Raw genomic sequence first — 14,962 nt, forward strand, 5'->3', positions numbered from 1 at the left:
CGGAGTCATGAACGCGAGCTGACTCCGTTGGCGCGCAACCAGGTGGTGAGTCGCCGGGGTCCCCGCGTCTGGGTCAGCACGGCGCCGGGACCAGCGAAGTCGAACACCAAGCCCTCACCGGTGGGAATGGATTGCGCGCCATCTGCCGCGGAAGGCCGGAGGCGGCATTGCACGGTGTCCGCGAACGCCACGACGTGATCGCTGCCGATGGTCACCGCCTCGCCCGCTTCGAGCGTCACGAGGTCCAAAGTGCCGTAGCAGGCGAGCACCACCACGCCCTGGCCGTGCGCGTAGTTCAGGAAGCCTTCGAGACCGCCGAAGAGCGCTTTCATCGGCGGCGCCTCGGGATTCATCGCCACCGTGCTGCTCGACGCGATCCAGCTCAGCCGGGCGAGGCACCAGCCGTGCGTGCCGTCGAGCTCGACGAGGTGCAGGTCACCGGGCAGCGCGGGGGCCGCGTCGATCCAGCCGCCTGCCGCGCCCGCCGTGCACAGCGCCACCGCTTTGGTGCCCGCGCCCTTCACCTCGACCGTGAGCCCGTAGCTCGTGGCCGCGACGGTCAGCGGGTCGACCAGGACCAGCTCGCCGGGTGCGAGGACGAGTCTCGCCACGCCGAACGTCGGTGTGTGCCTGGTCCGGACCTGCACGAACAACACCTCCGAGGATGAACTGGGTCAAGCGATCGTCACGACCACCTCGACGTTGGCAGTATGCAGTCGTGTCCCCCACCACTGTCGCCGAACACCGCCAGCGCGTCGCGGAGCTCGTCGGGCTCATGCCCGTGCTGCAGCTCCCGCTCGACGAGTGCCTCGGGCTGGTGCTCGCCGCCGACGTCATCGCGCCCGTCTCACTGCCGCCGTTCGACAACTCCGCGATGGACGGGTACGCCGTGCGCGCGGCCGATCTCGCCGGGGACCTCCCGGTCCGGCTGCCGGTCGCCGACGACATCCCCGCCGGGCGCGTCGAGCTGAACGCGCTCGAACCCGGCACGGTGCACCGGATCATGACCGGCGCCCCGGTGCCGCCCGGTGCGGACGCGGTGGTCCAGGTCGAGTGGACCGACGGTGGCACGGAGACGGTGACGATCAACCGGGCCGTCGCGGCGGGGGCGAACATCCGGACCGCGGGCGACGACGTGGAGAAGGGCGACGCGGTGCTGGTCGCGGGCACGGTGCTGCGCCCGTCCACGCTCGGCCTCGCGTCCGCGCTCGGCCACCCCGAGCTCCCGGTGCGCCGCCGGCCGCGGGTGCTGGTCCTGTCCACGGGTTCCGAGCTGGTCGAACCCGGTCAGCCGCTGCAGCCGGGTCAGATCTACGAGTCGAACGGCATGATGCTCGCCTCCGCCGTGCGGGACGCGGGAGGCATCGCGGTGCGGCTGCGGTTCGTGCCGGACGACGTGGAGGAGTTCCACCGCGCGCTGGCGCCATATCTCGGCTCGGTGGACGTGATCGTGACGTCCGGCGGGGTCAGCGCGGGTGCGTACGAGGTGGTCAAGGACGCGCTGGCCAGCCACGACGTGCGGTTCACCAAGGTCGCGATGCAGCCGGGCGGGCCGCAGGGCGCGGGCACCTACGAGGGCCTGCCGGTGCTGACGCTGCCGGGCAACCCGGTGAGCGCGCAGGTGTCGTTCGAGGTGTTCGTGCGACCCGCGCTGCTCGCGTCGATGGGGCACGCGCAGGCCGAACGCCCGACCGCGCGGGCAACCGTGTCGTCTCCGCTGACGTCTCCAGCAGGAAAGACCCAGTTCCGGCGTGGCCTGTACGACCCGTCGTCCGGCCAGGTCGTGACGCCGGTCGGTGGCCCGGGGTCGCACCTGCTGTCGGCGCTCGCGCTGTCGAACTGCCTGATCGAGGTGCCAGAAGACGTCACCGAGCTGGCGGCGGGAGACGAAGTCACCATCAGACACCTGCAGTAGACGAAAGGCCTGGGGGAATGAGAGCGGCACTGGCGCTGGTGATGCTCGCGGGCTTCTTCGTGCTCGCGGTGGCGCTCGCGGGCGGACTGACGGCGATCGCGATCTGGCGGTTCTCGATCGGCGATCCCGAGGGTGGCGTCTGGATGCTGGTCGTCGCGGTGGGGCTGGGCGGACCCGCGCTCTGGGCGACGCTGCGGGCGTTCTTCGCGCGGCCGGAGCCGAGCGGGTTCCGGATGGCCCGCGAGGCCCATCCCGAGCTGTGGCGGCACGTGGACGAACTGGCGCGGCTCGCCGGCACGCGCGGTCCCGACGACATCCGGCTCGTCGACGGCGCGAACGCGGCCGTGTGGGAACGCCGTGGCGTGCGCTACCTCGAACTGGGCCTGCCGCTGGTGGCAGGGTTGAGCGTCGGCGAGCTGAGGTCGGTGCTCGCGCACGAGTTCGGCCACTACGGCGGCGGCCACACCCAGCTGTCGGCGATGACCTTCCGGGCCAAGCTCGCGCTGCAACTGTCCCTGCACGGGGACCGCGTGTTCGGGCTGCTCAGCGCGTGGGCGCACCTCTACGCGCTGGTCGCCGCGTCGGAGAGCCGTGACCACGAGCGGTTCGCCGACGAGGTGGCGGTCGCCGCGGCGGGCAGGGACGCGGCGCGCAGGGCGTTGCTGCGCAGTGGTCCGGTGGGCGAGGCGTGGAACGACTACCGCACGTCTTATGTGTCGCTCGCGCTCATCGCGGGACGCACACCGCCGTTGCTCGAAGGCTTCCGCTCCTACCTCGACCACCCGCGCCGCGTGCACGACCTGCGCGAGCTGGAGCGCAGGATGGCCGAGCTGGAGCCGAAGTCGGTGTTCGACAGCCACCCGCCGATCCGCGAGCGAGTGGCCACGATGGCCCTGCTGAGCAGCGGAGACATGCCGATCGACGACCGGCCGGGCTGGACGTTGCTCTCGGGCATCCCACCGGAGGCGACCTCGCAGCTGGTCGGCGTGGAGGGTCCGCCGGCGACGTGGGAGGAGCTCGTGCGGGTGAGCGGCCCCGCCCAGGTGCGCCGCTACGCCGACGCGCTGCGGCACGCGGGCCGGGTGAGCAAGGTCGGCGAGACGCTGGCCGACGTGCTGGCGGCGTTGGCCAGGGCCGAGCTGCACAAGCTCACCGGCAGGCCCGTGGACGCCTCGCTGACCGCCGAACAGGTGCACGAGGCAGCCGTCGAAACCGTGACGGAACTCCTCGCCTGCGCGGTCGCCGACCAGCTGGTTTCCGCTAACCGTGCCACGCTGGAACTCAACTGGGGCGGGATGTTCGTGCTGCGTCTGCCCGACGGAGCTGCGATCTACCCGGATGATCTCGTGGCACCCGCTGTTCGTGACGCTAATCGGGTCGCTGAAGTGCGACTCCGGTTGCAGGCGATCGGCGTGGACGGACTGTGACGGAACGCTCACCCAGCGACGTTGTTCACGCCATGTGACGGGGATTACACTGGTTGCAGGTGCCGGTCGGCACGTGCATTCGTCGGGGGATGCACGAGCCGACCGGCCACTTGCTTTTTCCGGCAGTCCCGATGGGCGGTTTGGCGTGTTGGCGTAGCGTGATGCCGCCCGACATCCACGGAAGCTACGGAACCCACAGACACGATGAGCAGCGAGAAGCCCGTCTCTCACTTCCTCGAACTCGCCCGCGGCATGGTGCCGCCGATGCACCCGGCTGGACGCCCGTTCGTCGCCGGCGCAGCGATCGCGACCCTCCTCGTCCGGCTGCGCTTCAAGCGCCTGGGCGTCGTCCTCGCGCTGGTCACGGCGTGGGTGGCGTGGTTCTTCCGCGAGCCGAAGCGCGTGACGCCGACCCGCCCGAACCTCGCGGTGGCTCCGGCCGACGGCACGGTCTCGCACGTCGTCGACGCCGTCCCGCCGGCCGAGCTCGGCCTGGGCTCGCAGCCGATGACGCGCGTCAGCGTGTTCCTCTCGGTCTTCGACGTGCACGTGCAGCGCGTGCCCGCGGACGGCGAGGTCGTCCAGGTCTCGTACCACCCCGGCAAGTTCCTCTCGGCCGACCTCGACAAGGCGTCCGAGGAGAACGAGCGCAACACCGTGTGGCTGCGCACCGTCAACGGCCACGACCTCGTCGTCGTGCAGATCGCCGGCCTGGTCGCGCGCCGCATCGTGTGCGAGGTCGCCGAGGGCGAGAAGGTCACCGCGGGCCAGACCTACGGCCTGATCCGCTTCGGCTCGCGCGTGGACCTCTACGTGCCGCGCGGCAGCCGCGTCCTGGTCGAGGCCGGCCAGCGCACCATCGGCGGGGAGACCGTCCTCGCTGAGCTCCCGGAGGCCTGATGGCGCCCAGCGGGCCCGGCGTTCGCCTCCTGCCGAACGCGATCACGGTCCTCGCCATGTGCTCGGGCCTGTCCGCCGTGCACTTCGCGAACGTCGGCATGTGGGGCGCGGCCATCGCGTCGATCGCGGCAGCGGCCGTGTTCGACGGCCTCGACGGCCGCATCGCCCGCCTGCTGGACGCGACGTCCAAGATGGGCGCCGAGCTCGACTCGCTGGCCGACGCCATCTCGTTCGGTGTCGCGCCCGCCCTCGCGATCTACCTCTGGAAGTTCGAGGGCAGCAGGGCCGGCTGGGTCATCGCGCTGATCTTCGCGGTCTGCATGGTGGTCCGCCTGGCCCGCTTCAACACGTTGCTGGAGAAGGAACAGCCGCCGTTCGCGAAGGAGTTCTTCGTCGGCGTGCCCGCTCCGGCCGGCGGCCTGTTGCTGCTGCTGCCTCTGATCATCGAGGAGCAGGTGCGCACCAAGGGCTGGTGGAACGACCCGATCGTCGTCGGTGTGTGGACGGTCGTCGTCGCGATCCTGCTGGTGTCGCGCATCCCGACCCTGTCCGTGAAGACCGTGAAGGTGCCGCCGCGCGCGGTCGCACCCCTGCTGGTCCTCATCGGACTGCTGGCCGCCGCGGTCATCACGTACCCGTTGGTGGCGCTGATCATCGCGATGGTCGTGTACCTCGGGCACCTGCCGTACTCGGTGCGCCGGTACATGTGGCTGTCCAAGCACCCGGAGGCCTGGACCGTCACGGGCGTCGAACGCCGCGCGATCAAGCGCGCGCACGGCGTGGCAGCCCGTCGGCTCGGCCTGCGCCAGCCGCTGCACGGCCGTGTGGCCGGTGCCGCGATGCGCGCGGTGCGTCGTCCACGGCGTGACGCTTCCACCGCTGCTGCGGCGGAGGGTGCGGCACCGACGGCCGGCAACCGCCGTCGGTCCTGGCGCCAGTTGGGGCTTCGCCGACACCACAAGCCGTGATCGCACGCTCTGCCCTCGGGCCGGACACGTTCATCGTGTCCGGCCCGAGGTCTTTCAGGGCCCGTCCGCACTAGAGTCGTCGGCGTGATCACGCTGACGGCTCGTCTGTCCCCGTCCGCACTGGACACCCGCCGCGGCGTCGTCCGCCTCCACCCCGAGGTGCTCGACGCCCTGGGCCTGCGCGCCTGGGACGCCGTGAAGCTGACCGGTGCCCGCGTGAGCGCCGCCCTGGCCGCCTCCGGCGAACAACCCCCTGGTGTGGTGCTAGTGGACGACGTCACGCTCACCAACCTCGGCGTGGTCGAGGGTTCCGAGATCGTCGTGGCACCCGTGCAGGTGGCGGGCGCGCGGTCGATCACCGTTGCCGGCTCCCGGCTGGCCAGCACCGCGCTCACGCCCGATCACGTCCGCTTGGCGTTGACCGGCAAGGTGCTCACCGTCGGCGACAACGTGAGCCTCCTTCCGCAGGACCTCGCGCCGCCGCCCGGCGCCAACGTCTCCGAGACGCGCCGCAAGTTGTCCAACGCCATCGGCATGACGTGGACCAACGAGCTCATCACCATCACCTCGACCGACCCGGCGGGGCCGGTGGCCGTGCAGCCGTCCAGCGTCGTGGGCTGGCGTTCGGCTTCTGCTCCGGCGGCCGAGGTGACCCCGGTCGTGGTGCAGGAGAAGCACGACGCCGTTCCCCTCACCGACCTGGTGGGTCAGAAGGACCAGGCCCGGCGCCTGACCGAATGGCTGGAACTGATGTTCCGCCAACCAGAACTCCTCACCAAGCTGGGCGCGTCCGCACGGCTCGCGGCCATGGTCAGCGGGCCGGAAGGCGTCGGCAAGGCGACGCTGGTGCGCGCGGTGGCTCATTCGGTGGGCGCGTCGGTCGTGGAACTGGCCGCCCCGAGCATCGGGGTGCTGGAGCCGGGCGCGATGGCCAAGCAGCTGGGTGACGCGATCGCCGGGGTCCCGGAACAGCCGACCGTCCTGCTGCTCACCGACATCGACGCGCTGCTCCCCTCGACACCTCCCCCGGTCGCGACGGTGGTGCTCGACATCCTGCGCACCGCCGTGTCCCGCCCGAACCTGGCACTGGTGGTCACGTCCGCCCGCGCGGAGTCTGTCGACGCCCGCCTGCGCGCGCCCGATCTGGTGGACCGCGAGCTGACCCTGCCTCTCCCGGACGGGGCCACGCGCACCGAACTGCTGCGGGTCCTGCTGCGCGACGTCCCGCTCGAGTCCGAAGTGGACTTGGGCGCCGTGGCCGAGCGGACGCCCGGTTTCGTGGCGGCCGACCTGTGCGCTCTGCGCCGGGAGGCTGCGGTGCGGGCGGCGCTGCGGCAACGCGACGTGGCGGAACCTCGTGTGGGACAAGAGGATCTGCTCGGCGCGCTCGGCACCGTCCGCCCGATCTCCATGTCCGCCTCGGACACCATCCAGACCGGTGGCCTGACGCTGGACGACGTCGGCGACATGGTGGAGGTCAAGCAGGCCCTGACCGAGGCCGCCCTCTGGCCGCTGCGCTACCCGGACTCCTTTGCCCGCCTGGGCGTGGCGCCGCCGCGTGGCGTGTTGCTGTACGGGCCGCCGGGGTGTGGCAAGACGTTCCTGGTGCGCGCGCTCGCCGGTTCCGGCCAGTTGAACGTCTTCACCGTCAAGGGCGCCGAGCTGATGGACAAGTTCGTGGGCGAGTCCGAACGTGCTGTGCGTGAACTGTTCCGCCGGGCCGCCGACGCCGCGCCGGCCCTGGTGTTCCTGGACGAGGTGGACGCCCTGGCTCCACGGCGAGGCCAGTCGTCGGACTCCGGTGTCGCGGACCGCGTCGTGGCGGCCCTGCTGACCGAGCTCGACGGCGTCGAGCCACTGCGGGACGTCGTGGTGATCGCCGCGACCAACCGCCCGGAGCTGATCGACCCGGCACTGCTGCGGCCGGGCCGGTTGGAGCGGCTGGTCAACGTGCCGCCGCCGGACGCCGAGGCTCGCACGGAAATCCTCAAGGCCTCTTCCCGCAACACTCCGCTCGCGGGCGACGTGGACCTGGCCGCACTGGCCGCCGAGCTGGACATGTACTCGGCGGCGGACTGCGCGGCCCTGGTGCGCGAAGCGGCGCTGACCGCCATGCGCGAGTCGCTGGACGCGGCCGAGGTGACGCAGGCCCACCTGGCCAAGGCGAGGCAGGTCGTGCGCCCCTCGCTCGACCCGGCACAGCTGGCAGCGCTGGCGGCCTACGCGGCGAACCGCTGACGTTGATGAGGGGAGCTTTCCCAAACCTCAGGTTGATGAAAGCTCCCCTCATCAACCTCTACTTGTTCTTGGACGCGCCCTGGAAGTCGTTGGTGACGATCAGGATGACGCCCGCCGGCGACTGCTCGATCCCGGTGAACCGAGGCTCGACCCGAGCCCGCAGCACCCTGGCGAGTTCCTTGGCGGAAGCCTCTTCATCGGTCCCCGGCCGGTAGTACACGGTCGTGGTGGGGATGGTCCCCTGCGCGTAGTTGCCGGTGTCGGCGACGGTCCACCCGTTGGCCCGCACCTCATCCGCGGCCTTCGACGCCAGCCCGGTGATCGTCGAGTTGTTGTAGACCCGGACCGGAACCTTCACCGCACCCGGCTGGGTCACCGGCGGCGGAGGCGGCTGTTCAGCGGAAGAAACCGGCGGAGCCGTCGTGGTGGTGGCCGCCGGCGGCACGGACGTGTCCGTCGGCACGGTCGGCGACCCGGTGGTCGTCTGAGGTGGTGGCGGCGCGGTGGAACTGCCGTCGGCGGAAGGTGTGTCGGACCCACCACCGAACAGGCTGACCACACCGATGATCAGGGCCACGGCGGCGACGCCGAGCAGGGCGAACCCGGCGGCCTTGGCCGGACGGGACGGGCTGGCGGACTCGGGGGAGGTCATCAGTCCTCGGTGCTCCTGGCGCGTGCGCGAACCCTCTGGCGGCCTGTCCGCACCCCGCGCAACCGCTTGACCAGCATCGGATCGGCAGCCAGAGCGGCTTCCTTCTCAACTAGCGCGTTGAGCAGCTGGTAGTAGCGAGTGGCCGACATGTCGAACAGTTCCCTGATGGCCTGTTCCTTGGATCCCGAGTACTTCCACCACTGCTTCTCGAACGCCAGCATCGTGCGTTCGCGGCTGGTCAGCCCGTCAGCGGAGGTAAGCGCCTCGGCGTGATCCATCTGGCTCCCCACGGTCGCCACACCATCTCAGGTGCGGGCAATTCAATCACGTGATCGTTCCAACCTACCGCGCGACACCGACAGTTTTGGACCGCTTAAGGTCTGACCATGGCCGTGCATCGCATCCGCATCGCTGGTGACCCCGTGCTTCACAACTCGACGCGTGAGATCACCAAGTTCGACACCGAGCTGAAGACGCTCGTCGACGACATGTTCGAGACGATGGCGGCCGCTCGCGGAGTCGGGCTCGCGGCCAACCAGATCGGTTTCGACCTGAGGGTCTTCGTGTACGACTGCCCGGACGACGACGGTGTGCAGCACCGCGGGGTGATCGTGAACCCGGTGCTCGAGACCTCCGAGATCCCGGAGACCATGCCGGACCCGGACGACGACTTCGAGGGCTGCCTGTCCGTGCCCGGCGAGGCGTACCCGACCGGACGCGCCCAATGGGCGAAGGTGACCGGGCAGGACGTGGACGGGCAGCCGTTCGAGGTCGAGGGCACCGGCTTCTTCGCCCGTTGCCTGCAGCACGAGACCGACCACCTCAACGGCTACCTGTACCTCGACCGGCTCGTCGGCCGGTACAAGAAGGAGTCGAAGCGGATGCTGCGCGACAACGAGTGGGGTGTGCCGGACCTGTCCTGGGACCCGGCAGACCCCGCGAACTTCGCCGACGAAGACGACGACTGACGCCGGACGAGGACTGACTAGGACTGGCGGAGCACCGACTCCACCTGCGCCAGTTCGTCGGCCGTCAGCGGCCCGAACGCCAGCGCACCCGCGTTCTCCTCGGCCTGCTCCACCGTCCGGATGCCCGGAATCGGGATCAACCGGGGAGAACGCGCCCAGAACCACGCCAGCGCGCCCTGCACCAGGGTCCTGCCACCGGACGTCAGCACGTCCCGCACGGCCTCCCGCGCCTGGAAGTACTCCGGCGACGGCTTCCCGTCGACGAAGAACCGCAGCCACGACGGGTTCGTGACGCGCACGTCGTCGGCGGGCAGCTCGGTGAACGTCTCCCGCGCCAGCAGCCCCATCGCGAGCGGACGCCGGCACAGCACCGAGTACTCCCCCGCGTACATCTCGGGGTTGTCGAACAGCAGGTTGATGTCCGCCTGAGCGGCGATCCCGTGCTCGCCGGCCGCGAAGAACCGCGCCCGTTCGACGTCGTCGGTGCTCCACCCGTACGCGCGGATCTTGCCCGCGGCGACCAGCGCCTCGCACTCGTCCCGCAGCAGCGCGGCCTCCTCCAGCGGCAGGTCGCCGATGTGCAGCTGGTACAGGTCGATCCAGTCCGTCCCCAAGCGCCGCAAGGACCCCTCGACCGCACGGCGCAGGTACGCGACGGACCCGTCGTTCCCCGTCATCTCCCGTGACCCGGCGTCGAACGTGCATCCCCACTTCGTGGCGATCCGCACCTGGTCACGTACATCCGCAAACGCTTGCCCGACCAGCGTCTCCGCGTGCCCGCAGCCGTACACGTCCGCGGTGTCGAACAGCGTCACGCCCAGCTCGAACGCTCGCCGCAACGCCTTCAGCGACTGCCCGTCGTCGGCCGGCCCCCACCCGACCGGCTGACCACCGCTGAAGAACGGGCCACCCATGGCCCACGTGCCGAAACCCATCTTGCCCAGATCCGTCATGAGCAACAGCGAACATCCTGGAGCGCGCTCCAGGTCAAGAAACAAGTTGCTCCGATCGGCGACCATCGAGGCATGCCAATCGAAAACATCGTCGCCTTCGTGGCGGCCTCGTTCCTCATCGCACTGTCGCCCGGACCTGGCACGGCCATGGTCCTGCGACAGTCGGTGCACGGGCGAAAGGCCGCGCTGGCGACGGTGTTCGGCATGGAGGTCGGCGTCGCGTGCTGGGCCATCGCCGCTGCTCTGGGCCTGTCGGTGCTGCTCACGGCGTCCGAGATCGCCTACCACGCGCTGCGGATCATCGGCGCGGTCTTCCTGATCTACCTGGGCGTCAAGGCCCTGATCAGCAAGAGCCTGCCCACCGACGAGCCCCCGCCGGCCAGCCACGCGTTCCGCAGCGGGCTGGTCGTGAACCTGGCCAACCCGAAGCTCGGCGTGTTCGCGATCTCGTTCCTACCGCAGTTCGTGCCTGCTGGGGAGGCCGGCCAGGGGGTTCTCCTCTTCCTCGCCGTCGGCTGGGTGCTGATCGACACCGTCTGGTACCTGATCATCGTGTCGATCCTGCACACCATCCGCGGCTGGCTGCGCCGTCCGCGCGTTCGTCCCGCGCTCGAGAAGCTGTCGGGCGGCGTGCTGCTGGCGCTCGGAATCCGGCTGGTACTCGACCCGCGTTGAGATCGGGTTGCCCCGGCGCCAGAACAGCTCGGGCAACCCGGCCAGCTCGTCGAGGGTGTGGCACGCGGCCATGGACGCGTACCCGCCGGCCAGCACGTGCGCGCGAACGCGGTCGAGACGACCGAACTCGATCACCTCACCGGCGATCAGGAACGGCAGCACCAGCTGCCAGGCCCGCACCACCGCCGGCCGCCGCCGGTGGGGTGCGCGCAGGGCCGCGCGGGCGACTCGTAAAAGGTGCTCGTTCGCGCTCATCGTGTACGGGTGCGCCGAGTGGTCCCAGTTCCACCGGCGCTCCTCGGTGACCGCGCAGCGCACGCACTCGACCGGTCCGGTGCCGAGCTCGGCACCGCAGCGGGAGCACGCCAGCAGGGTCATCGCCCAGTCGACGCACGTCCACGGGTACTGCCCCACGTCGGAGGAGGTCACCAGTTCGGCCAGTTCCCGGTCCGCCAGCTGGGACGACGTCCGCAGGGCTTCCCAGTCCGCGAGCCAGAACTGGTCGAGCAGTTCCGCGCAGAAACCGCAGTCGGGGTAGCCGCGACCTGCGAGTTCACCGCAGGAAGGGCATGCCGAGACCACGGCGGGACGTTGACCGCGACGCGCGCCGGGCGGGAACGGCTGATGATCCGCCACGAGAGAGAAGGTTAGGGCCAAAGCGAGCGCTTGGCAGCTACGGCGCGCGCTGACTATGGTCAGGTCTCGACAACTCAACACAACGCGGGAGCTCGCGCCTGAGCGGGCTGAGAGGGTGACTGGCTGCTACGCCGGTGTCACCGACCGCCTGAACCTGACCGGGTAATGCCGGCGTAGGGAGGAATGTCGTGACGGCACTTGACGACCGTTCGGTCAAGCCCAGTGTGACCACCGGCCCGATCTCGGGCTCCCGCAAGGTGTACCGCGAGGTGTCCGATTCTGTTCGGGTGCCTTTCCGCAGGGTGGAACTGACCAACGGCGAACATGTCGATCTGTACGACACTTCCGGTCCGTATACCGACGACAACGCGACCATCGACGTCCACAGTGGACTTCCCGACCTCAGGTCGGGGTGGATCGCCGCACGGGAACCGATCAACGGAGCTGTCAGTCAGCTCGCGTACGCGAAGGCCGGGATCATCACCCCGGAGATGCGCTACATCGCGGTGCGCGAGAACCTCGACGCGGAGTTCGTGCGCAACGAGGTCGCCATCGGGCGTGCGGTCATTCCGTTGAACCGCAAGCACCCCGAGGCCGAGCCGATGATCATCGGCAAGAAGTTCCTCGTCAAGATCAACGCCAACATCGGCAACTCCGCCGTGTCGTCGTCGATCGAGGACGAGGTCGAGAAGATGGTGTGGGCGTCCCGCTGGGGTGCCGACACGATCATGGACCTGTCCACCGGCAAGCGGATTCACGAGACGCGCGAGTGGATCCTGCGCAACTCGCCCGTGCCCATCGGCACCGTGCCGATCTACCAGGCGCTGGAGAAGGTCAACGGCGATCCGGCCGCGCTGTCGTGGGAGGTCTACCGCGACACCGTGATCGAGCAGTGCGAGCAGGGCGTCGACTACATGACCGTGCACGCGGGCGTGCTGCTGCGGTACGTGCCGCTGACGGCCAAGCGCGTCACCGGCATCGTCTCGCGCGGTGGTTCGATCATGGCCGCGTGGTGCCTCGCGCACCACCAGGAGAGCTTCCTCTACACGCACTTCGAGGAGCTCTGCGACATCCTGCGCACCTACGACGTGACGTTCTCGCTGGGTGACGGGCTGCGGCCGGGTTCCATCGCGGACGCCAACGACGAGGCGCAGTTCGCCGAACTTCGCACGCTCGGCGAGCTCACGCACATCGCGCGCGCCAAGGACGTCCAGGTGATGATCGAGGGCCCCGGCCACGTGCCGATGCACAAGATCGCCGAGAACGTGCGGCTGGAGGAGGAGTGGTGCGGTGAGGCGCCGTTCTACACCCTCGGGCCGCTGGCCACGGACATCGCGCCGGCGTACGACCACATCACGTCCGCGATCGGTGCGGCGCAGATCGGCTGGCTGGGCACCGCGATGCTCTGCTACGTCACGCCGAAGGAGCACCTCGGCCTGCCGAACCGGGACGACGTGAAGACCGGCGTGATCACCTACAAGATCGCGGCGCACTCCGCCGACCTGGCCAAGGGCCACCCCGGCGTCCAGGACTGGGACGACGCGCTGTCCAAGGCGCGCTTCGAGTTCCGCTGGGAGGACCAGTTCAACCTGTCGCTCGACCCGGACACCGCGCGTTCGTTCCACGACGAGACGCTCCCCGCGGAACCGGCGAAGACGGCGCACTTCTGCTCGATGTGCGGGCCGAAGTTCTGCTCCATGAAGATCACGCAGGACGTGCGGCGCTACGCCGAGGAACGCGGACTGTCCACAGTGGAGGCGATCGAGGCGGGCATGGCGGAGAAGTCCGGCGAGTTCGCGGACACGGGCAACAAGGTCTACCTGCCGGTCGTGGAGACTTCGTGACAGTGACACCACCCAGGGTCCTCACCATCGCCGGAAGCGATTCCGGCGGTGGTGCGGGCATCCAGGCCGACCTCCGCACGTTGTTCGCGTGCGGAGTGCACGGCTGCGTCGCGCTGACGGCCGTGACGGTCCAGAACTCCTTGGGCGTCACGGGCGTTTCCGAGATCCCGGCGGACGTCGTCGCGGCGCAGATCATCTCGGTCGCCGAGGACATCGGGCTGCAGGCCGCCAAGACCGGCATGCTGGCGTCGGCGGTGATCATCGAGGCGATCACGCCCGCGCTCGACCGGGTCGGGATCGGGCGTTCCGGCAGGACCCCGTTCGTCGTCGACCCCGTTTCGGCGTCCATGCACGGCGACCAACTGCTCGCCGACAACGCCCTCGACGCGTTGCGCGGCCTGCTGTTCCCGCGCGCGACGCTGGTGACGCCGAACCTCGACGAGGTGCGGCTGATCACCGGAATCGCGGTGAAGGACCGCGCCGACCAACGGGTCGCGGCGGAAGCGTTGCACGCCATGGGCCCGGAGTGGGTGCTCGTGAAGGGCGGCCACATGTGGGACGACCCGGAGTGCCTCGACCTGCTGTACGACGGCCGCGAGTTCATCGAGCTGCCCGGCCCGCGCTACGACACCAAGAACACGCACGGCAGTGGCGACACGCTCGCGTCGTCGATCAGTTCGGCGCTGGCCCGCGGTGCGTCGGTGCCGGAGGCGGTGCGGTTCGGCAAGGACTTCATCGTGAAGTCCGTCGCGGCCGCCTATCCCCTGGGCGGTGGCGTCGGCCCGGTCTCACCGTTCTGGAGGCTCGACAGGTAACGGGCGTACATCGCCTTCAGGTCGGTCTGCTCCGGATCGAGCAGCCAGACCGTCAACGCGCCTTCCAGGAACGCGATCAGCTCCACCGCGGCCGCTTCGCCCCACTGTGCGGCGAAGTGGCCGCGGAGCATCCGGTTGCGTTCGCGGAAGCGCCGCGTGATCTCATCGTCGCGCGCCAGGTGCTCGGCTTGCAACACCGTGTGCAACGTCGCCAAACCCTTGTGCGCCATGGTGTATTCGGCGTCCTCCAGCAACGCCGTGACGAGGTCCTTCGACGACACGCGCGCTGCCGCCCGTGCGTCGAACTCGTCCAGAACCGCTTTGAGCAGGTTCTCCTTGGACCCGAAGTGGTGGATCACCGCGGACGGCGTGACGCCCGCCTTCTTCGCGATGGCCGCGACGCCCGTGCCCGCGTATCCGTTGACACCGAACAGTTCTATTGCGGCATCAACGATCTCGCGGCGTCGCTCGACGCCGCGCTGCTGCACCTGTCCCTTGATCCCAACGATGGAAAAAGACTAGCCGCTGTCATTATGCTGAACAACCATGCAGGAAAATGAGGTCAGGACAGAGCTGGTCGTCCCCGCGCCGATCGACGACGTGTGGCGAGTGCTGGTGGACTTCGCGGGTTACGCGCAGTGGAACCCCGTGATGGAATACACACAGGTAGATGGCATGCACACCAAGGTGAAGGCGGCCAAGGGCACGCCGTTCGAGCGCGACTTCGACGGCGAGATCACGTCGATGGATCCTTATTTGCTGGCATCCCAGGGTGGCGAGCAGGGGACCTTCTTCGGTCGCCACCGCTGGGAGCTCAGTGAGGTGGAAAGCGGCACACGGCTGGTGAACGTCGAGGAGTTCACCGGCACGATGGCCGCCGACGTGCTGGCGCAGACCCGCGAGGTGCTGGTCGCGGAGTTCGACGCCTTCAACCAGGCGCTACTTCGACTCTTCGCCGACTGACATCAGGG

The 14,962-nt window shown here is 69.5% G+C and carries 16 protein-coding genes and 1 riboswitch; of the genes, 11 read left to right on the forward strand and 5 right to left on the reverse strand.

Going from position 1 to position 14,962, the window contains the following annotated elements; genetic code table 11:
* Nucleotides 1-5: 5 nt before the first annotated feature.
* The gene (locus G7043_RS10685) at nt 6-647 is read right to left on the reverse strand and encodes an AIM24 family protein (protein ID WP_166045405.1); all 642 of its coding nucleotides are present in this window, start codon (nt 645-647) and stop codon (nt 6-8) included.
* 71 nt (nt 648-718) lie between these two features.
* Between G7043_RS10685 and moeA the strand changes: the two genes are divergently transcribed.
* The 5 genes from moeA to G7043_RS10710 all read left to right on the forward strand — a co-directional run bounded on the left by moeA (nt 719) and on the right by G7043_RS10710 (nt 7,448).
* On the forward strand, nt 719-1,915 hold the full coding sequence (gene moeA / locus G7043_RS10690) for a molybdopterin molybdotransferase MoeA (protein ID WP_313887794.1): 1,197 nt from the start codon (nt 719-721) through the stop codon (nt 1,913-1,915).
* 17 nt (nt 1,916-1,932) lie between these two features.
* Nucleotides 1,933-3,342, forward strand: a complete 1,410-nt coding sequence (locus tag G7043_RS10695) for a M48 family metallopeptidase (protein WP_166045407.1) — start codon at nt 1,933-1,935, stop codon at nt 3,340-3,342.
* Nucleotides 3,343-3,546: 204 nt separating this feature from the next.
* Nucleotides 3,547-4,242 carry a phosphatidylserine decarboxylase gene (locus G7043_RS10700; RefSeq protein ID WP_086662584.1) on the forward strand — a complete coding sequence of 232 codons (696 nt, stop codon included), beginning with the start codon at nt 3,547-3,549 and terminating at the stop codon, nt 4,240-4,242.
* Nucleotides 4,242-5,210 carry a CDP-diacylglycerol--serine O-phosphatidyltransferase gene (gene pssA, locus G7043_RS10705; protein ID WP_207310927.1) on the forward strand — a complete coding sequence of 323 codons (969 nt, stop codon included), beginning with the start codon at nt 4,242-4,244 and terminating at the stop codon, nt 5,208-5,210. The genes G7043_RS10700 and pssA overlap by 1 nt, the downstream gene beginning before the upstream one ends.
* Before the next feature lie 84 nt (nt 5,211-5,294).
* Nucleotides 5,295-7,448 carry an AAA family ATPase gene (locus tag G7043_RS10710; protein WP_166045408.1) on the forward strand — a complete coding sequence of 718 codons (2,154 nt, stop codon included), beginning with the start codon at nt 5,295-5,297 and terminating at the stop codon, nt 7,446-7,448.
* 58 nt (nt 7,449-7,506) lie between these two features.
* On the opposite strand, the gene G7043_RS10715 is transcribed toward G7043_RS10710, so the two are convergent.
* Nucleotides 7,507-8,100 (reverse strand): LytR C-terminal domain-containing protein, encoded by a 594-nt coding sequence (locus G7043_RS10715; RefSeq protein WP_166045409.1) that lies wholly within the window; start codon nt 8,098-8,100, stop codon nt 7,507-7,509.
* Nucleotides 8,100-8,378, reverse strand: a complete 279-nt coding sequence (locus G7043_RS10720; protein WP_086662719.1) for a DUF3263 domain-containing protein — start codon at nt 8,376-8,378, stop codon at nt 8,100-8,102. The genes G7043_RS10715 and G7043_RS10720 overlap by 1 nt, the downstream gene beginning before the upstream one ends.
* Nucleotides 8,379-8,486: 108 nt before the next feature.
* On the opposite strand from G7043_RS10720, the gene G7043_RS10725 reads away from it, so the two are divergent.
* A complete protein-coding gene (locus G7043_RS10725) occupies nt 8,487-9,068 on the forward strand; it encodes a peptide deformylase (RefSeq protein ID WP_166045410.1) in 582 nt (193 codons plus the stop codon).
* 17 nt (nt 9,069-9,085) lie between these two features.
* On the opposite strand, the gene G7043_RS10730 is transcribed toward G7043_RS10725, so the two are convergent.
* A complete protein-coding gene (locus G7043_RS10730) occupies nt 9,086-10,021 on the reverse strand; it encodes an aldo/keto reductase (protein WP_166045411.1) in 936 nt (311 codons plus the stop codon).
* 72 nt (nt 10,022-10,093) lie between these two features.
* Between G7043_RS10730 and G7043_RS10735 the strand changes: the two genes are divergently transcribed.
* From G7043_RS10735 to thiD, 4 genes are all read left to right on the forward strand, one after another.
* On the forward strand, nt 10,094-10,696 hold the full coding sequence (locus G7043_RS10735) for a LysE family translocator (protein WP_166045412.1): 603 nt from the start codon (nt 10,094-10,096) through the stop codon (nt 10,694-10,696).
* 70 nt (nt 10,697-10,766) lie between these two features.
* Nucleotides 10,767-11,234 (forward strand): hypothetical protein, encoded by a 468-nt coding sequence (locus tag G7043_RS10740; protein ID WP_166045413.1) that lies wholly within the window; start codon nt 10,767-10,769, stop codon nt 11,232-11,234.
* A gap of 172 nt (nt 11,235-11,406) precedes the next feature.
* Nucleotides 11,407-11,531, forward strand: a riboswitch (TPP riboswitch).
* Nucleotides 11,521-13,176 (forward strand): phosphomethylpyrimidine synthase ThiC, encoded by a 1,656-nt coding sequence (gene thiC, locus G7043_RS10745; RefSeq protein WP_166045414.1) that lies wholly within the window; start codon nt 11,521-11,523, stop codon nt 13,174-13,176. It overlaps the preceding riboswitch by 11 nt.
* The gene (gene thiD, locus G7043_RS10750) at nt 13,173-13,991 is read left to right on the forward strand and encodes a bifunctional hydroxymethylpyrimidine kinase/phosphomethylpyrimidine kinase (protein ID WP_166045415.1); all 819 of its coding nucleotides are present in this window, start codon (nt 13,173-13,175) and stop codon (nt 13,989-13,991) included. The genes thiC and thiD overlap by 4 nt, the downstream gene beginning before the upstream one ends.
* Here the strand turns inward: thiD and G7043_RS10755 are convergent.
* The gene (locus tag G7043_RS10755) at nt 13,934-14,479 is read right to left on the reverse strand and encodes a TetR/AcrR family transcriptional regulator (RefSeq protein ID WP_207310928.1); all 546 of its coding nucleotides are present in this window, start codon (nt 14,477-14,479) and stop codon (nt 13,934-13,936) included. The two genes, thiD and G7043_RS10755, sit on opposite strands and share 58 nt — an antisense overlap.
* Before the next feature lie 58 nt (nt 14,480-14,537).
* Between G7043_RS10755 and G7043_RS10760 the strand changes: the two genes are divergently transcribed.
* Entirely contained in the window at nt 14,538-14,954 is a 417-nt protein-coding gene (locus tag G7043_RS10760) for an SRPBCC domain-containing protein (protein ID WP_166045416.1), read from the forward strand.
* Nucleotides 14,955-14,962 lie beyond the last annotated feature (8 nt).

Origin of the sequence: Lentzea alba (genome assembly GCF_011067745.1) — a bacterium.
Taxonomy (GTDB): domain Bacteria; phylum Actinomycetota; class Actinomycetes; order Mycobacteriales; family Pseudonocardiaceae; genus Lentzea; species Lentzea alba.

What these genes read in the sequence shown, in the direction of transcription:
- G7043_RS10695 (WP_166045407.1), top strand. Translation starts at nt 1,933, where the DNA reads ATGAGAGCGGCACTGGCGCTGGTGATGCTCGCGGGCTTCTTCGTGCTC.
- G7043_RS10700 (WP_086662584.1), top strand. Translation starts at nt 3,547, where the DNA reads ATGAGCAGCGAGAAGCCCGTCTCTCACTTCCTCGAACTCGCCCGCGGC.
- pssA (WP_207310927.1), top strand. Translation starts at nt 4,242, where the DNA reads ATGGCGCCCAGCGGGCCCGGCGTTCGCCTCCTGCCGAACGCGATCACG.
- G7043_RS10715 (WP_166045409.1), bottom strand. Translation starts at nt 8,100, where the DNA reads ATGACCTCCCCCGAGTCCGCCAGCCCGTCCCGTCCGGCCAAGGCCGCC.
- G7043_RS10720 (WP_086662719.1), bottom strand. Translation starts at nt 8,378, where the DNA reads ATGGATCACGCCGAGGCGCTTACCTCCGCTGACGGGCTGACCAGCCGC.
- G7043_RS10725 (WP_166045410.1), top strand. Translation starts at nt 8,487, where the DNA reads ATGGCCGTGCATCGCATCCGCATCGCTGGTGACCCCGTGCTTCACAAC.
- G7043_RS10730 (WP_166045411.1), bottom strand. Translation starts at nt 10,021, where the DNA reads ATGACGGATCTGGGCAAGATGGGTTTCGGCACGTGGGCCATGGGTGGC.
- G7043_RS10735 (WP_166045412.1), top strand. Translation starts at nt 10,094, where the DNA reads ATGCCAATCGAAAACATCGTCGCCTTCGTGGCGGCCTCGTTCCTCATC.
- G7043_RS10740 (WP_166045413.1), top strand. Translation starts at nt 10,767, where the DNA reads ATGGACGCGTACCCGCCGGCCAGCACGTGCGCGCGAACGCGGTCGAGA.
- G7043_RS10760 (WP_166045416.1), top strand. Translation starts at nt 14,538, where the DNA reads ATGCAGGAAAATGAGGTCAGGACAGAGCTGGTCGTCCCCGCGCCGATC.